Genomic DNA, 15,920 nt, shown 5'->3' on the forward strand with positions numbered 1-15,920 from the left:
GTGCCGGACCCGCGTGCCGTCGTGCGCGCAGCCGGCCAATTCCACACAGTCACCCGACCCGCGGGCCGCCGGTACGTCCGGCCGGCTTCCTCCGCCCAGGCGGTAGGAACCATGGCCCGCGGGTTGTCCGTTCTCCAGGCCCCTGCGCCCGGGCCGCTGAAGGTCCCGGCCGGTGCCCCGTTCCGCGCCCTGCGGTCGCCGCGCCGCCGCGCCGCCGTTCAGGGATAGAACCGCTCGACCCGCCAGGCCCCCGCCGGTGTCCTGGTGTAGCGCAGGCGGTCGTGCAGGCGGTTCTCCCTGCCCTGCCAGAACTCCACCGTCCGCGGAGCGATGCGGAAGCCTCCCCAGTGCGGCGGGACCGGCACCGCCTCGCCCTCCGGGTAGCGGGTCGCCAGGTCCTCGTAGGCGCGGTCCAGCTCCGCGCGCGAGGCGACCACGGACGACTGCTCGCTGGCCCAGGCGCCGAGCTGCGAGCCGTGCGGCCTGGTGCGGAAGTAGGCGGCGGTCTCGTCGCGGCCGGTGCGGGTCGCGGTGCCGGTGACCACCACCTGGCGGGCCATCGGGTGCCAGGGGAAGAGCAGCCCGATCCGCGGGTTGGCGGCCAGGTCGTGGGCCTTGCGCGAGGTGTAGTTCGTGTAGAAGACGAAGCCCCGCTCGTCGTACTGCTTGAGCAGCACCGTCCGGGAACTGGGGCGGCCCTCCGCGTCGACGGTGGAGACGACCATGGCGTTGGGCTCGTACAGACCGCCCTGCTCGGCCACGTGCGCGGCCTCCTCGAACCAGCGGCCGAACTGCTCCATGGGCCCCGGTGCGAGGTCGGCCTCCGCCAGGCCCTCGGCACGGTAGTGGGCGCGCATCTCGGCGGGGTCGGCGGCGCCGGGCGGCACCGCCACGGCGGGGTGGGCGGCGGCGTCGATAGCGGCGGCGTCTGCCGCGGCGGCCGCTGCCGCGGTGCTGTCCGCGGCCCTGTCCTGCCGGGCGGCGTCAGGGGTGGCGTCCGGGGTGGCGTCGGCTGGCTGCGAGCGGTCTGTCACGCGGTCATCTTGCCGTACGGACGGCCGGCGGCGGAGGTGAGGTCCCGTACGGGTTTCCGGTTCGGGAGCCGGGTGAACGGTCATGAAACCCGGTGGCAGCCTTCGTTCAAGGACTTCTCACCAGTTCGTCCCCCGCACTTGGGCCATTGGCATTAAGGAGCCGTCCGATGTCCGACTTCATACCGGGCCTCGAGGGAGTCGTCGCCTTCGAGACAGAGATCGCCGAACCCGACAGGGAGGGCGGGGCCCTGCGGTACCGGGGCGTCGACATCGAGGACCTGGTGGGGAAGGTCACCTTCCAGAACGTCTGGGGGCTCCTCGTCGACGGGTCGTTCGAGCCGGGACTGCCGCCCGCCGAGCCGTTCCCCATCCCGGTGCACTCCGGTGACGTGCGGGTGGACGTGCAGGCGGCCCTGGCGCTGCTCGCGCCGGTGTGGGGCCTGCGGCCGCTGCTGGACATCGACGCGGCGCAGGCCCGGGCGGACCTGGCGCGGGCCGCCGTCATGGCGCTGTCGTACGTCGCGCAGTCCGCACGCGGACGGGGGCTGCCGATGGTGCCGCAGCGGGAGATCGACAAGGCCGGGAGCGTCACCGAGCGCTTCATGACCCGGTGGCGCGGCGAGCCGGACCCGCGGCACGTGGCGGCCGTCGACGCCTACTGGACGTCGGCCGCCGAGCACGGCATGAACGCCTCCACCTTCACCGCCCGTGTCATCGCCTCGACCGGTGCCGACGTCTCCGCGGCGCTGTCCGGGGCGGTGGGCGCGATGTCCGGGCCGCTGCACGGCGGCGCGCCGTCCCGGGTGCTCGGCATGATCGAGGAGATCGAGCGGTTGGGGGACGCGGGGGCCTATGTGCGCGGCGCGCTGGACCGCGGCGAGCGGCTGATGGGCTTCGGGCACCGGGTCTACCGCGCCGAGGACCCGCGCGCGCGAGTGCTGCGGCGCACGGCACGGGAGCTGGGCGCGCCCCGGTTCGAGGTGGCCGAGGCCCTGGAGCGTGCGGCGCTCGCGGAGCTGCACGAACGGCGTCCCGACCGGGTGCTGGCGACCAACGTGGAGTTCTGGGCCGCGATCGTGCTGGACTTCGCCGAGGTGCCCGCGCACATGTTCACGTCGATGTTCACCTGCGCACGTACGGCGGGCTGGGCGGCGCACATCCTGGAGCAGAAGCGCACGGGTCGACTGGTGCGCCCCACCGCGCGCTATGTGGGCCCGGGGCCGCGCGGCGTCGGTGAGGTCCCGGGATCCGAGGGCCTCGGGGCGCCGGGACGGAGCTAGGCACCGCCCCCGGACGGGGCGTGGGCCGGGACGGGGGCGTGGGCCGGGACGGGGCGTGGGCCGGGACCGGACGTCCGCCGCGCCGGAGCCGGGCGTCCGTCAGGACCGGGCGTCCGTCAGGACCGGGCCTCCGTCACGACCGGGCCTCCTCCCAGGGCCTCGTCCAGCAGCGCCGACCACTGGTTCACCACCCGCTGCCTGCGGCGCGTGTCGTCGGTGAGGACGGCGGCGAGGCCGAGGCCGCGGGCCATGTCCAGGAGTCCCTGGACGGTCTCCCTGGCGCCCGGCACGGACTCGTCGACGCCCAGCAGCTCCACGGCGATGCGGTGCGTCTCACGGCCCACCCTGGCCTCGATCTCGGTCACCCGCAGCCGCAGCAGCTCCTCGTGGGCCGCGGCCGCCCACAATTGGAGCGCGGCCTTGAACAGGGGTCCGGTGAACAGGTCGACCAGCGCGGCGACGACGGCCGCGCGGTCCCGGGCGCCGTCGGGGAAGAGCGCGCGCAGCGCCCCGGAGCGCTGCTCCGCCACGTACTCGACGGCAGCCGTGAAGAGGTCCTCACGGGTCGGGAAGTGGTGCTGCGCCGCCCCGCGGGAGACACCCGCGCGCTCGGCGACCACCGCCACGGTGGAGCCCGCCCAGCCGTGCGCGGCCAGGCAGGTCACGGCGGCCTCCAGGAGCCGCTGCCGGGTGAGACGGCTGCGGTCCTGCTTCGGCGTGCGGTCGGCCGCGGTCACCGTGCCCATGCGGGGTCCCGTCGTTCGAGGAAGGCCGTCATCCCCTCGCGGGCCGCAGCGGAGGCGAACAGCCGCGCGAAGAGCGCGGTCACGGCCTCGCTGACCCGTTCGAAGGTGTCCAGAACCTTAGCGCTCCCTTGCGGGGAACCCCGCCCGTCAGGGGATGCGATGCATCGCATCCCCAAGGGGATGGCGCTAAGCGCCGCCGCATCGCTTCGGCTCCTCGATCCGGGCGCTTCCGGTTCCCGGTGTACTCCTTGGTGATCCACAGGGGTGCGCCTCCGCAGGAGGCGGCGGAGCAGGACGGCGACCGGAAGGCGCCCGCGCACGACGGCCCGGTCGACGCGGCCGGTGGACTCCTGCCGGAGCACGCGGGCGCAGACCCCCGGAGGCTGCCGACGAGCCCGGAAGGCGAGAGGGCCGGGACGTCCGCGTACCGGCTGCGGCGGACCACGGCGGCTCCTTCCGGTGGCCGTGCCGGGCAGCCTGCTCAGTAGGACTTGGGCAGGCCGAGGCTCTGGTGGGACACATAGTTGAGGATCATCTCCCGGCTCACCGGGGCGATCCTGGCCACCCGGGAGGCGGTGACGAGCGAGGCGAGGCCGAACTCCCGGGTCAGGCCGTTGCCGCCGAGGGTCTGCACCGCCTGGTCGACGGCCCGTACGCAGGCCTCCCCCGCCGCGTACTTGGCCATGTTCGCGGCCTCCCCCGCGCCGGTGTCGTCTCCCCCGTCGTACAGCCGGGCCGCCTTCTGCATCATCAGCCGGGCCAGCTCCAGGTCGATGTGGGCCTGCGCGAGGGGGTGTGCGATGGCCTGGTGCGCACCGATGGGGGCCTGCCAGACGGTGCGTTCCCTGGCGTACTCGACGGCCCGGGACAGCGCGTAGCGGCCCATGCCGATGGCGAAGGCGGCGGTCATGATGCGCTCCGGATTGAGCCCGGCGAACAGTTGCAGCAGGCCCGCGTCCTCGTCGCCGACGAGCGCGTCCGCGGGCAGCCTGACGTCGTCGAGGACCAGCTCGAACTGCTTCTCCGCGGCGTGCAGCTCCATGTCGATCCGCCGCCGTGCGAAGCCCTCGGCGTCGCGGTCCACGATGAACAGGCACGCCTTGAGCCGGCCGGTGCGGGCGTCCTCGGTGCGGCCGACGATCAGCGTGGCGTCGGCGGCGTCGACACCGGACACGAACACCTTGCGGCCGCTCAGCAGCCAGTCGCCGGTGGCCGCGTCGCGGCGCGCCGTGGTGGTGATGCGGTGCGAGTTGGAGCCGGCGTCCGGCTCCGTGATGCCGAAGGCCATGGTGCGGCTCCCGTCGGCGAGCCCCGGCAGCCAGGCGCGCTTCTGCGCGTCGGTGCCGAAGCGGGCTAGGACGGTGCCGCAGATGGCGGGCGACACGATCATCATCAGCAGCGGGCAGCCCGCGGCGCCCAGCTCTTCGAGGACCAGGGACAGTTCGGCGATGCCGCCGCCCCCGCCGCCGTACTCCTCGGGGAGGTTGACGCCGAGGTAGCCGAGCGCCGCGGCCTCCCGCCACAGCTCGTCCGGATGGCCTCCGTCGCGGATCACTGAGGTCAGGTAGGCGCGGCCGTAGCGCCTGCCGAGCACGCCGACCGCGGCACGCAGGTCCTGGTGCTCCGCGCTCTCCCCGGCGGTGCTCATACGGGCTTCTCCTCGGTGACGACGGCGAGCAGGGCGCCGGGCTCGACCTGGTGGCCGGGGGCGGCGTGCAGGGCGGTGAGGGTGCCGGAGGCCGGCGCGGTGACGGTGTGCTCCATCTTCATGGCCTCCAGCCACAGCAGCGGCTCCCCCGCGCTCACCCTGGCGCCTTCCGCGAGGCCGTCCGCGAGCCGCACCACGGTGCCGGGCATGGGGGCGAGCAGGGAGCCGGGCGGACGTTCCGGTGCGACCGGTCGCGGCAGGCGGGGCAGCGCGGTGAACTCCGTGTTCCCGACCCAGACCCGGTCGCCGTGCACAGTGACGTCGAACGTCCGCCGGACGCCGCCGGATTCGAGCACGACGCGGTCGGGGGCGGCGTGCACGACGCGGATGCCCGGGGCCGGCGGCGCACCCGGTGCGTGGGGTGCGCGCGGGGTGTCCGGGGCTTCCGGTGCGCGGGGGGCTTCCGGTGCGCGGGGGGCCGCTGGTTCGTCGGGTGCGTGCGGGGGGTCCTGGACTTCCGGGGCGTGGGGCGCGTCCGGTGTGTGCGGGGCGCGCGGTGCGGGGGTGCTCACCAGGGCCTCCACCACCAGGCCGTCGCGGGTGTGCCGGTAGCGGACCTCGTGCTCGGTGCCGTCGGAACCGGCGCGGTAGCGCCTGACCTGGGGCTGGGAGGGCAGGTTGCGGAACCCGCCGAAGCGCGAGCGGCCCTGGGCGGCGGCGACGGCGGCGGCCACCGGTGCGCAGGGGTCGGGGGCCGGGGCGGTCAGCTCGGCGAGGTGCCGCTCGTAGAAACCGGTGTCCATCCGCGCACCGGCGAATTCCGGGTGCCGCAGGGACCGTACGAGCAGGTCCCTGTTGGTCACCGGACCCTGCACGCGCGCGTGCTCCAGGGCCCCGGCGAGCCTGCGCACCGCCTCCGCGCGCGTGGGCGCCCAGGCGATCGCCTTGGCGAGCAGCGGGTCGTAGTGCACACCGACGTGGTCGCCGTCCGCGTACCCGGAGTCGAGCCGCAGGCCCGGGCCGGGAGCGGACTGGCTCCGCTGGGCGGCCCCCTCCTGCACACCGCCCAGGGCGGCCGTGCCGGGCACACCGCACTCGGCGGCCGTGCCGAGGACGGCGCCGGGAACGTGCAGGCGATGCAGGACACCGGTCGAAGGGGCCCAGCCGCGGGCCGGGTCCTCGGCGTAGAGGCGGGCCTCCACCGCGTGCCCGCGCGCGGGCGGCGGAGCGGGGTCGAGCGGGTGGCCCTCGGCGATCCGGATCTGCCAGGCCACCAGGTCGAGGCCGAAGACCGCCTCGGTGACGGGGTGTTCCACCTGGAGGCGGGTGTTCATCTCCAGGAAGTGCACGCGCCCGTCGTCGGGGCCCCCGCCCCCGCCGGTCCCGTCGACCAGGAACTCGACCGTGCCCGCGCCGCAGTAGCCGGTGGCGCGCGCGGCCCGCTCCGCCGCCTCGGTGAGCCGCGCCACGAGGGCCGGTCCGAGGCCGGGGGCGGGGGCCTCCTCGACGACCTTCTGGTGGCGGCGCTGGAGGGAGCAGTCGCGGGTGCCCAGGGTCCACACGGTGCCGTGCGCGTCGGCCAGCACCTGCACCTCCACGTGCCGGCCGCCCTCGACGTAGGGCTCGACGAAGACCTCGCCGTCGCCGAAGGCGCTCGCCGCCTCGGCGCGCGCGGCGGCCAGTTCGGCGTCCAGCGCCGCCAGGTCCCGCACCACCCGCATACCGCGGCCGCCGCCACCCGCCGCGGCCTTCACCAGCACCGGCAGATCGTCCTCGGTGAGGGCGCCGGGATCGGTCACCCGGGGCACGCCCATCAGCTTCTTGGCGTGCGTCTTGGACGCCATCGCCTCGATCGCCTCCGGCGGCGGCCCGATCCAGAGCAGCCCCGCATCGACCACGGCGCGCGCGAACCCGGCGTTCTCGGAGAGGAAGCCGTACCCGGGGTGCACGGCGTCCGCGCCGGCCGTGAGCGCGGCCTCCACCACGAGGTCGCCGCGCAGGTAGGTGTCCGCCGGGGTGCGGCCGGGCAGCCGTACGGCGGCGTCGGCCACGCGCACGTGCAGCGCCTCCGCATCCGCGTCCGCGTAGACGGCCACACCGGCGATGCCGAGGTCGCGGCAGGTGCGCAGGACGCGGCAGGCGATCTCACCGCGGTTGGCGACGAGCAGGGAGGTGATCACCGCTGTGTTCCCATCCTTCCCATCCGTTCCCACCGTGCCCCTTCGGTCCTGTCCGCTCCTGTCCGCTCCTTCCTGCTCCTGTCCGCTCCTTCCTGCTCACGTCCGCTCCTGCCTTCTCACGTCCGCTCCCGTCCGCTCCCGTCCGTCCCCGTCCGGCCGCGCTCATCCGTGTCGTTCACATCCGGAAGACGCCGAAGCCGCCGCGGACGCCCTCGAAGGGCGCCGTGTGGATCGCGGAGAGGCACAGGCCGAGGACCGTGCGGGTGTCGCGCGGGTCGATCACGGCGTCGTCGTAGAGCCGGCCCGACAGGAACACGGGCAGCGACTCCGACTCGATCTGCTGCTCCACCACGGCCCGCAGCCCGGCGTCCGCCTCCTCGTCGTAGGACTGCCCCTTCGCCGCGGCGGACTGCCTGGCGACGATCGACAGCACCCCGGCGAGCTGCTGCGGTCCCATCACCGCCGACTTGGCACTCGGCCATGCGAACAGGAAGCGCGGGTCGTACGCGCGCCCGCACATGCCGTAGTGCCCCGCCCCGTAGGAGGCGCCCATGAGCACCGACAGGTGCGGCACACGGGAGTTGGAGACGGCGTTGATCATCATGGCGCCGTGCTTGATGATGCCGCCCTGCTCGTAGCCGCTGCCGACCATGTAGCCGGTGGTGTTGTGCAGGAAGAGCAGCGGGATGTCGCGCTGGTTGGCGAGCTGGACGAACTGGGCCGCCTTCTGCGACTCCGCGCTGAACAGCACGCCCCGGGCGTTCGCCAGGATGCCGACCGGGTAGCCGTGCAGCCGCGCCCAGCCGGTGGCGAGACTCGTCCCGTAGAGCGGCTTGAACTCGTCGAAGTCCGAGCCGTCGACGATCCTGGCGATCACCTCGCGCGGGTCGAAGGGGCTCTTCAGGTCGCCCGGGACGATGCCGAGCAGCTCGTCGGCGTCGTAGGCGGGCGGCGCCACCTCGTGCGGTGCGGGATCCGGGTACGCCTTGCGGTGGCCGAGGCGGGCGACGATCCGGCGGGCCTGGCGGAGCGCGTCGTGCTCGTCGACGGCGAAGTGGTCGGCGAGGCCCGACACGCGCGCGTGCATCTCCGCGCCGCCCAGGGACTCGTCGTCGCTCTCCTCGCCGGTGGCCATCCTGACCAGCGGCGGGCCGGCGAGGAACACCTTGGAGCGCTCCTTGACCATGATCACGTGGTCGGACATGCCGGGCACGTAGGCGCCTCCGGCGGTCGAGTTGCCGAAGACCACCGCGAGCGTCGGGATGCCGGCCGCGGACAGCCGGGTGAGGTCGCGGAAGAGCGCACCCCCGGGGATGAAGATCTCCTTCTGGGAGGGCAGGTCCGCACCGCCGGACTCGACGAGGCTGATGCAGGGCAGCCGGTTGGCGAACGCGATCTCGTTGGCGCGCAGCGCCTTCTTCAGGGTCCACGGGTTGCTGGCGCCGCCGCGCACGGTGGGGTCGTTGGCGGTGATGAGGCATTCCACGCCCTCGACTACGCCGATGCCGGTCACCAGGGAGGCGCCCACGGTGTACTCGCTGCCCCAGCCCGCGAGGGGCGACAGCTCCAGGAAGGGCGTGTCCGGGTCGAGGAGCAGCTCGATGCGTTCCCGGGCGAGCAGTTTGCCTCTCCCGCGGTGCCGCTCGACGTACTTCTCGCCGCCGCCCGCCAGGGCCTTGGCGTGTTCGGCGGCCAGCGCGGCGAGCTTGCCGAGCATGGCCTCGCGGTTCGCCGCGTAGTCGGGCGCGGTGGTGTCCAGGGCGGACGCGAGCAGGGTCACAGCGGCTCCTCGGAGCGGTCCGCCGGCTTCCGGAGCAGGCCGGCGGCGGGTCCTCCCTGCGGCTCGGCGGGGGGATTGCGCGGCGGCCCGGCGGGGGGCTCGTCCGGCGGCTCGGCGGCGGTCCCGTGCGGGGTGCAGGTCCCCTCGCCCGGGGCTTCCAGCAGCTCCTCGGGGATGTCGAGGTGGCGGGCGCGCAGCCACTCGCCGAGCGCCTTGGCCTGCGGGTCGAAGCGGTGCCGCGCCGCGGCGCCCTCGCCCAGCAGCCCCTCCACGACGAAGTTCAACGCCCGCAGGTTCGGCAGGACGTGGCGGACCACACGCAGCTCGGCGCACTCCGGGAGGAGGGTGCGCAGCCGGTCGGTGGTGAGGGTGCGCAGCAGCCAGTCCCAGACGGCGTCCGTGCGTGCCCCGTCGGACGCGTGGCGGGCCCAGACGCCGATGTTGGCGTCGCCGCCCTTGTCGCCGCTGCGTGCGCCCGCCACGAGACCCAGCGGGGCGCGGCGGGTACGCCGGGCGTCCGCGGCCGGGGTGCGGGCGGCGGATCCCCGGGACGCCGGGGCCGGGGCCGGGGCGGCGGACGGCGTCGAGCGGGCGGGGACGGGCGACGGGTCCGGTACGGGACGCAGTTCCGCGGTCCGGGCGGGTGCGGGGATCCGCCGGCGTCCGCCGTCCGGGAGCACGGCGACGTGCTCGACGGCTCCCTGCTCGACGTAGGCCGTCTCGAACACCCCGTACGGCGTGCCCTTCCCCGGCGGTGCGCTCACATGGAAGCCGGGGTACGAGGCGAGGGCCAGCTCGACCGCGGCGGCGCCCAGCGCACGCCCCACGGCGTCCTGGTCCCGGTCGCGAGCGACCAACCGCAGGAGCGCGCTCGCGGTCTCCTCGGTGCCGGCGTCGGCGTGGTCGGTGCGGGCCAGCTCCCAGCGCAGCTCGGCGGGACGCCGGCCGCCCAGGGCATCCTCCATCTGGTCGCGCACCAGAGCCGCCTTGGCGTCGACGTCGAGACCGGTGAGCACGAACACGACCTCGCCGCGCCAGCCGCCGAACCGGTTCAGGCCGACCTTCAGGGCGGGCGGCGGCGGCTCGCCCCTGACGCCGTCGACGCGGACCCGGTCGCGGCCCACCTGGCTGAGCCCGACCGTGTCGAGGCGGGCGGTCACGTCGGGTCCGGCGTACCGGGCGCCCGAGGTCTCGTAGATGAGCTGCGCGGTGACCGTGCCGGTGTCGACGAAGCCCGAGGTGCCGTCGTGCTTGGTGATGACGCAGGAGCCGTCCTCGTTCAGTTCGGCGAACGGGAAGCCGGAGCGGCGGACGGCGGAGGGGCCGTGCGCGGCGAAGAAGGCGTAGTTGCCGCCGGTGGCCTGGGTGCCGCACTCCAGGACGTGCCCGGCCACCACCGCCCCCGCCAGCTTGTCGTACTCCTGCGGGCCCCACCCGAAGTGCGCCGTGGCGGGACCTGTGACCAGCGCCGCGTCCGTGACCCGTCCCGTGACCACGATGTCGGCGCCGGCACGCAGGCAGGCGGCTATGCCGTGGCCGCCGAGGTAGGCGTGCGCGGTGACGACGCCCTCCCCCCAGTCCCCCCGGCCGATCAGGTCGTCACCGAGGACGTGGGCGACGCGCAGCGGGATGCCCAGGCGTCCCGCGAGCTCGCGGATCCGCGCGGCGAGCGAGGCGGGGTTGACGCCGCCCGCGTTCGTCACGATCCGCACGCCGCGCTCGTGGGCGAGCCCGAGGCACCCCTCCAGTTGGCGCAGGAACGTCTTCGCATAGCCCAGGGCGGGGTCCCGCAGCCGGTCCCGCCCCAGGATCAGCATCGTGAGTTCGGCGAGGTAGTCCCCGGTGAGGACGTCGAGGCCGCCGCCGGCGAGCATGTCGGAGAGCGCGTCGAAACGGTCGCCGTAGAAGCCGGAGAAGTTGCCTATCCGCAGGGTCGCGGGCGCGGCCCCCGGGGAGGGCGGCGCACTCGTGCGCTCCGCGGACGGCTGCGGCGCCGCGCGCGCTGCGGACGGCTGTGCGATCACCCGCTCCGCGGACGGCTGCACGGACGCGCGCTCCGGGGAGGGCGGTGGAACGGGGCTCGCCGGGGAGGCCGGCGGAACCGGGCTCACCGGGCGGGGCCCCTCCCGGTGGCCCGCCCTCGTCGCGGTGCCCCGCCGCCGTCCGGGACCGGTCCCGCTTCCGAGGCCCGACCCGTCTCCGGGACCCGCCCCGCGTCCGCAGCGTCATCCGCCCCCGCGACCATGCCCGGAACCGGAACCGGAACCGGGCCCGGCGCCGGAGCAGGGCCCGGCGCCGGCTCCCCGTCCGCGGCCGGTCCCGGCGCGGGCGGCCGTCCCGCCCCCGGCGGCCCGGCGAAGGCCTGGGCGATGCCCAGCCATTGCTCGGCGTCCGGACCCTCGGCGTGTACGTCGACGTCGGCGCGGTGGGCGCGCTGGGTGGCCAGCAGGCAGAAGTCGAGCGCGGAGCCGGTGACGCGCTGGGCGGCGTCCTCGGGGCCGTGCGCCCAGACCTCCCCCGAAGGCCCGGTCAACTCGACCCGGAACTGTTCTGCGGGCGGGCGCAGCCCCCGTAGCGCGTAGCTGAAGTCCCGTGCCCCGACGCCCATCCGCACCACGTGGCGCAACCGCTCGGTCGGGGTGCGTGCCACGCCCAGCGCGTCGGCGACGTCCTGGCCGTGCGCCCAGGTCTCCATGAGCCGTCCGGTGGCCACGCCCGCGACCGACAGCGGTGGCCCGTACCAGGGGAACCGGGCATCCGCGGGCGCCTCCCGCAGCACCCGCTGCAACTCCTCGCGCCCTGCCCGCCAGCGCGCCACCAGCTCGGCGGAGACGAGTACCGCACCGGCCTCGGCCGCGTCGTCGACGTACGAGTCGGGCGCGGTGGCCGCCTTCTCCACCTCGGCGGCGAAGCCGTCCGGGTCGGTGGCGGCGAGCAGCGCGGCCCGGTCGGTCCAGGCGAGATGGGCGATCTGGTGCGCCACCGTCCACCCCGGCGCCGGCGTCGCCGCGGCCCACTGCGGCGCGGACAGCCCGCTCACCAGCCGGTCGAGCTCGTCGCTCTCGGCACGCAGATCGTCGAGCACGGGCCGGGGGTCGGACACGACACACTCCCTCGCGACGGCGCCGCGTCCGGGGGACGGCGGGTGCCGGGATCCCGGCGGCACGGCGGCGTGTGTGGGAGGGAGCATGGCACGGGGCGGGGGCGGTAACAAGCACGCGTGCTTGGACCGTCCCCGGCCCCCGGCACCCGGCCCGGCCCCCGGCGAGCGCCCGCTCCGAACGGCCCCCGCACCCGGGGCCCGGCACCATCAGCCCCCGGGTGCCCGGCCGCAGACGGGGCAGGGCGGAACTCCCCGACGCAGCGCCGACGCCGAGGCCGCACCAGACGGTCCTGCCCCCACGAGATGCGGGGTGGCGCCGAACCCGTCGGCGAGGGCGGAGCCGAGCGGGAGCCCCCGCCCTCCGCACCGCCCCCGGTCACCCGCCCCGCCGCAGCGGTCGACCACGTCTCCGCCCGGGTCCCGGCCCAGGAGCGGTACCGCTCGTTGCGGCTCCCGGGCGATTCCCGTCCTACGGCCCTGCGCGTCGTCCACGGCGACGACGACCCCCGCACCCGCACCTCACAGCACCAGATCCGCCAGCCGGTCCACCTCCTCCAGTCGCGCCACCGTCGGGGTGAAGGTCAGTTCCGTCATGCCGACGGAGGCGAACTCCTCGACGATGGCGCGGATGCGGGCCGGCGTCCGGACGACGCCCTCGGCGATGGTGTCGGCGTGGCTGCCCGCGTAGGCGTAGTAGCTGCGGATGTAGCGGTCCGACTCGGCCTCGTGGCGGGGGTCGGCGGCGAAGTAGGCGAGGCCGAGCAGCCGGGGCTCGCCCTCGCGGTCCGCCGCCCGCCAGGCGTCCCGTACCTCGCGGATCGTCGGCTCCGCACGGCGCGGGCCGCCGCCCGCCCCCGTCCAGCCCGCGCCCCAGCGGACGGTGCGGCGCACGGCGCGCCTGCTGTGGCCGCCGATCAGGACCGGCACGGCCCGGCCCGCGGGGGCGACGGCGCGGCGCTCGCCGGGGAAGTCGCCGTCCTCGACGGGCTCGCCGCGCCAGGCGCGGTGCAGATACTCGAGCTGGCGGTCGAAGGCGGCGCCGCGGCCGGCGAAGTCGCGCTCGGACGCGCGGTAGTCCGACTCGCGCGCGCCCACGCCGAGCCCGAGGGTGAGCCGGTCGCCGCAGAGTTGGGCGACGGTCGCGGTGATCTTCGCCAGCACCGCGTCGGGGTAGGTGGGCGCGAGGACCGCGTTGGTGAGCAGTCCGATCCGCGAGGTGGCGCCGCCGACCGCGGCGAGCGCGGTCAGCGAGTCGTACGACGGGTACGGCACCCGGCCGATGGTGGAGACGAACGCGAACCCGCGCTCCTCGGCGCGCCGCGCCCAGTCCAGCATGAGCGGGCCGTTGGTACCGGTGGTGGTGTTGGGGAGGGCGATCCCGATCCGCATGAGCTTCCTTTCGTCGTCGTTCCCCCCGTACCCCGCCTCGCCGCCCGTGCCCCCGTACCCGGCCGGCCACCGGGCACCCCCACGTGGGGGTGTCCGCGCGCTCACCCGGCGGGTGGCGGCGACGTCCTCAGGTGCGCGGCTCCGGACCGTACCGCCCAGGCGAACACGCCGAGCGCCACCGCGCCGACCACCACGCTGTCGTACGGCGCGGGCAGACGGCCGGAGCCGCCGAAGGTGCCGAGCCAGGACAGCAGGGTGAGGGCGACCAGGTGCACCACGAGCCAGGCGCCGCGGCGCAGCTCCTCCAGGGGCGGCCGCCCGCCGGAGACCTCCTCCCGGCCCCCGGCGCGCCGCCGGTCGCCGTACCGCAGCACGAGGTAGAGCGGCACGCCCGCCAGCACCATCGGCAGCGCGAGCCGCAGGTCGTCCCAGCCCGACCAGTAGATGAACTCGCTGGCGACGACGTAACTCACCGGGGCCATCCAGCGCACGCCGGGCACCTGCCCCTCGGTGCGCGGCAGGCCGCGGGCCCGGTCGTGGGCGCGGAACGCGGCGGCGGCGACCGCGGAGGCCGCGTAGACGAGCAGGTACATGTCGCCCATCACGCTGACGATGTCCTGCCAGCCGCCGAACGGGAGCATGAAGACGACGATCACCGCGAGGTTGAGCACCAGGGCCCGGTGCGGCATGCCGTGCCGGGGGTCGATCCGCATGAAGTAGCGGGGCAGCAGCCTGTTCTTGGCGAGCGCGTAGGTGTGCCGGGCGTCGATCGCGACGCCCACGTACGCGGAGCCACCGGGCGACAGCACGGCGTCGGCGTACAGCAGGGTGGCCAGCCAGTGGAGGTTGAGGACGAGCGCGAGCTGGCCGAAGGGCGAGTCGAAGTTCACGCCGTGCCAGCCGTGCCCGAGCAGCGAGTCGGGGACCGTGAACAGGAACGCGAACTGGAGGCCCAGGTACATGGCCACCGCGAGGCCGATACCGGTGAGCACGGCCGCGGGGACCGTGCGGCGCGGGTTGCGGGCCTCGCCGGAGAAGTCCAGCGGGGCCTGGAAGCCGTTCACCGAGTAGACGATGCCGCCGCTCGCCAGGGCGCTCAGGCAGGCGGCGTAGCCGTACGGGGCGAAGCCGCCGTGGTCGGTCAGGCGCCCGCCGTGCGTGCCCGAGAGCAGGAGCGCCACCACGGTGATCACCGGGATCGCCACCTTGAGCAGCGACACCAGGTTGTTCATCCGGGCGAAGAGGCGGACCGCGAACCAGTTGAGCACGGTCAGCAGCAGGCTGAGGGCGGCCGCCACGGCGAGGCCCGAGGCGGTGATGCTGCCGCCGTCGTAGAGCCCGGGCACGTAGTGCGCCGCGTACTGCATGATCGCGGCGATCTCGGCCGCGGTGCCGCCGACCGAGAGCAGGACCGACCAGCCGACGACCGTGCCCACCACGCGCCCGCTCGCGTACAGCGGCCAGCGGACCGTTCCGCCGCCCTCCGGGCGGGTGGCGCCCAGCTCGACCATGACGAGCGCCACGAGCGCGCAGAGCGCGCCCGCCGCGATCCAGGAGATCAGCGCTGCGGGGCCGGCGGTCTGGGCGGCGTAGAGGGCCGCGAAGAGCCATCCGGAGCCGACGATGTTGGAGAACCCGATCGCCGTGAGCCCCCAGAACCCGAGGTCCTTGCGGAGCCGGTGCTCCTCGGCGAGCACGGCGCCGGGCACGGCTGACCCGGCTCCCGGGGCCCCTGCCGGCGGCGGCGCGTCCGGCGCCTGCGCCTGTTCCGTCACGTGTCCGGCCTCCTTGGCGTGAAGACAACGGCGTCAAGACAACGTCAGGGGACCGCCCGGCGGCAAGCCCCCGGCGCGATCTTGATCGAATCGCGGCACGGGGCGACGCCGCGAGCGTTGGACCGCCCGGGACGGACGACCGGGGCGAACGGCCGGGACGGACGACCGGAACGAACGGCCGGAACGAACGACCGGAACGAACGACCGCCCGGGGCGGCCCCGGGGGTGGTCACATACCGCCGGCCACCCGCAGCACCGCGCCCGTCGTGTAGGAGGCGTCCGGGGAGAGCAGCCAGGCGATGGCGCCCGCGATCTCCTCGGCCTCGCCCGGTCTGGCCATCGGGAGCCCGGCGGTCGCCGTGACCGGCCGGTCCGGAGCGCCCATCGCGGCGTGGATGTCGGTCTTGATGATCCCCGGGGCGACCGCGTTGACCCGGATCCCGTCCGGACCCAGCTCCTTGGACAGCCCGAGGGTCAGGGTGTCGACGGCCGCCTTGGACGCGGCGTAGTGCACGTAGGTGCCGGGGCTGCCGATGGTGGCCGCGGCCGAGGAGACGTTCACGATGGCGCCGCCGCCCGACGCCGCCATGTCGCGGGCGGCCCTGCGGCAGCAGAGCAGGCAGCCCAGCACGTTCACGTCGAGCACCCTGCGCAGGACGTCGGTCCCGGCGTCGGCGAGCCGGGTGATCGGGCCGGTCACCCCGGCGTTGTTGACCAGGCCGGTGACCGCTCCCAGCTCGGCCGCGGTGTCGAAGAGCCGCTCCACGTCCGCCTCGCTCGCCGTGTCACCGCGCACCGCGACGCAGCGCGCACCGGCCGCGCGCACCTGCCGCGCGGTCTCCTCGGCGGCACCGGCGTCGCGTACGTACCCGAGGACGACGTCGTGCCCCTCGGCGGCGAGCCTGACGCAGGTGGCGGCGCCGATGCCCCGGCTGCCACCCGTGACGACGGTGATCGGACGTGACACGGGCGACTCCTCACGGAC

10 protein-coding genes and 2 pseudogenes are annotated in these 15,920 nt (G+C 75.3%); 1 reads left to right on the forward strand and 11 read right to left on the reverse strand.

All coding sequences use genetic code 11. From position 1 onward, the window contains the following. Window positions 1–218: 218 nt before the first annotated feature. Complete coding sequence (gene pdxH / locus IE313_RS00310) at window positions 219–857, reverse strand: pyridoxamine 5'-phosphate oxidase (RefSeq protein ID WP_189929243.1); 639 nt, start codon at window positions 855–857, stop codon at window positions 219–221. A 344-nt stretch (window positions 858–1,201) separates the two neighbouring features. Between pdxH and IE313_RS00315 the strand changes: the two genes are divergently transcribed. Then, the gene (locus tag IE313_RS00315; RefSeq protein WP_189928817.1) at window positions 1,202–2,314 is read left to right on the forward strand and encodes a citrate synthase 2; all 1,113 of its coding nucleotides are present in this window, start codon (window positions 1,202–1,204) and stop codon (window positions 2,312–2,314) included. Between the two features lie 116 nt (window positions 2,315–2,430). Here the strand turns inward: IE313_RS00315 and IE313_RS00320 are convergent, their stop codons facing one another. From IE313_RS00320 to IE313_RS00360, 10 genes and pseudogenes are all read right to left on the reverse strand, one after another. Next, window positions 2,431–3,060: a TetR/AcrR family transcriptional regulator gene (locus tag IE313_RS00320; RefSeq protein WP_189928818.1), complete on the reverse strand. Its 630-nt coding sequence runs from the start codon at window positions 3,058–3,060 to the stop codon at window positions 2,431–2,433. Further along, a pseudogene (locus IE313_RS34855) lies at window positions 3,048–3,185 on the reverse strand (enoyl-CoA hydratase); the annotation flags it as partial. The pseudogene IE313_RS34855 and the gene IE313_RS00320, both read right to left, overlap by 13 nt. Before the next feature lie 356 nt (window positions 3,186–3,541). Beyond that, window positions 3,542–4,708, reverse strand: coding sequence for an acyl-CoA dehydrogenase family protein (locus IE313_RS00325; RefSeq protein WP_189928819.1), 1,167 nt, complete (start codon window positions 4,706–4,708; stop codon window positions 3,542–3,544). Next, window positions 4,705–6,888, reverse strand: coding sequence for an acetyl/propionyl/methylcrotonyl-CoA carboxylase subunit alpha (locus tag IE313_RS00330; RefSeq protein WP_189928820.1), 2,184 nt, complete (start codon window positions 6,886–6,888; stop codon window positions 4,705–4,707). Before IE313_RS00330 ends, IE313_RS00325 begins: the two co-directional genes overlap by 4 nt. Window positions 6,889–7,063: 175 nt before the next feature. Further along, the gene (locus IE313_RS00335) at window positions 7,064–8,668 is read right to left on the reverse strand and encodes an acyl-CoA carboxylase subunit beta (protein WP_189928821.1); all 1,605 of its coding nucleotides are present in this window, start codon (window positions 8,666–8,668) and stop codon (window positions 7,064–7,066) included. Then, entirely contained in the window at window positions 8,665–10,599 is a 1,935-nt protein-coding gene (locus tag IE313_RS00340; protein WP_229924312.1) for an acyclic terpene utilization AtuA family protein, read from the reverse strand. Before IE313_RS00340 ends, IE313_RS00335 begins: the two co-directional genes overlap by 4 nt. A 383-nt stretch (window positions 10,600–10,982) precedes the next feature. After that, window positions 10,983–11,771 (reverse strand): annotated as a pseudogene (locus IE313_RS00345) (TIGR03084 family metal-binding protein); the annotation flags it as partial. A gap of 519 nt (window positions 11,772–12,290) precedes the next feature. Beyond that, the gene (locus tag IE313_RS00350; protein WP_189928823.1) at window positions 12,291–13,160 is read right to left on the reverse strand and encodes an LLM class flavin-dependent oxidoreductase; all 870 of its coding nucleotides are present in this window, start codon (window positions 13,158–13,160) and stop codon (window positions 12,291–12,293) included. A gap of 101 nt (window positions 13,161–13,261) precedes the next feature. Next, the gene (locus IE313_RS00355) at window positions 13,262–14,869 is read right to left on the reverse strand and encodes an APC family permease (protein ID WP_189929245.1); all 1,608 of its coding nucleotides are present in this window, start codon (window positions 14,867–14,869) and stop codon (window positions 13,262–13,264) included. Between the two features lie 295 nt (window positions 14,870–15,164). Beyond that, complete coding sequence (locus IE313_RS00360; RefSeq protein WP_189928824.1) at window positions 15,165–15,902, reverse strand: SDR family oxidoreductase; 738 nt, start codon at window positions 15,900–15,902, stop codon at window positions 15,165–15,167. Window positions 15,903–15,920 lie beyond the last annotated feature (18 nt).

It is taken from the genome of Streptomyces sulfonofaciens, assembly GCF_014656295.1.
Lineage (GTDB): Bacteria > Actinomycetota > Actinomycetes > Streptomycetales > Streptomycetaceae > Streptomyces > Streptomyces sulfonofaciens.

Bases quoted from the DNA above. Each gene is read 5' to 3' on its own strand.
- pdxH (WP_189929243.1), bottom strand. From the start codon at position 857: ATGCGCGCCCACTACCGTGCCGAGGGCCTGGCGGAGGCCGACCTCGCA.
- IE313_RS00315 (WP_189928817.1), top strand. From the start codon at position 1,202: ATGTCCGACTTCATACCGGGCCTCGAGGGAGTCGTCGCCTTCGAGACA.
- IE313_RS00320 (WP_189928818.1), bottom strand. From the start codon at position 3,060: ATGGGCACGGTGACCGCGGCCGACCGCACGCCGAAGCAGGACCGCAGC.
- IE313_RS00325 (WP_189928819.1), bottom strand. From the start codon at position 4,708: ATGAGCACCGCCGGGGAGAGCGCGGAGCACCAGGACCTGCGTGCCGCG.
- IE313_RS00350 (WP_189928823.1), bottom strand. From the start codon at position 13,160: ATGCGGATCGGGATCGCCCTCCCCAACACCACCACCGGTACCAACGGC.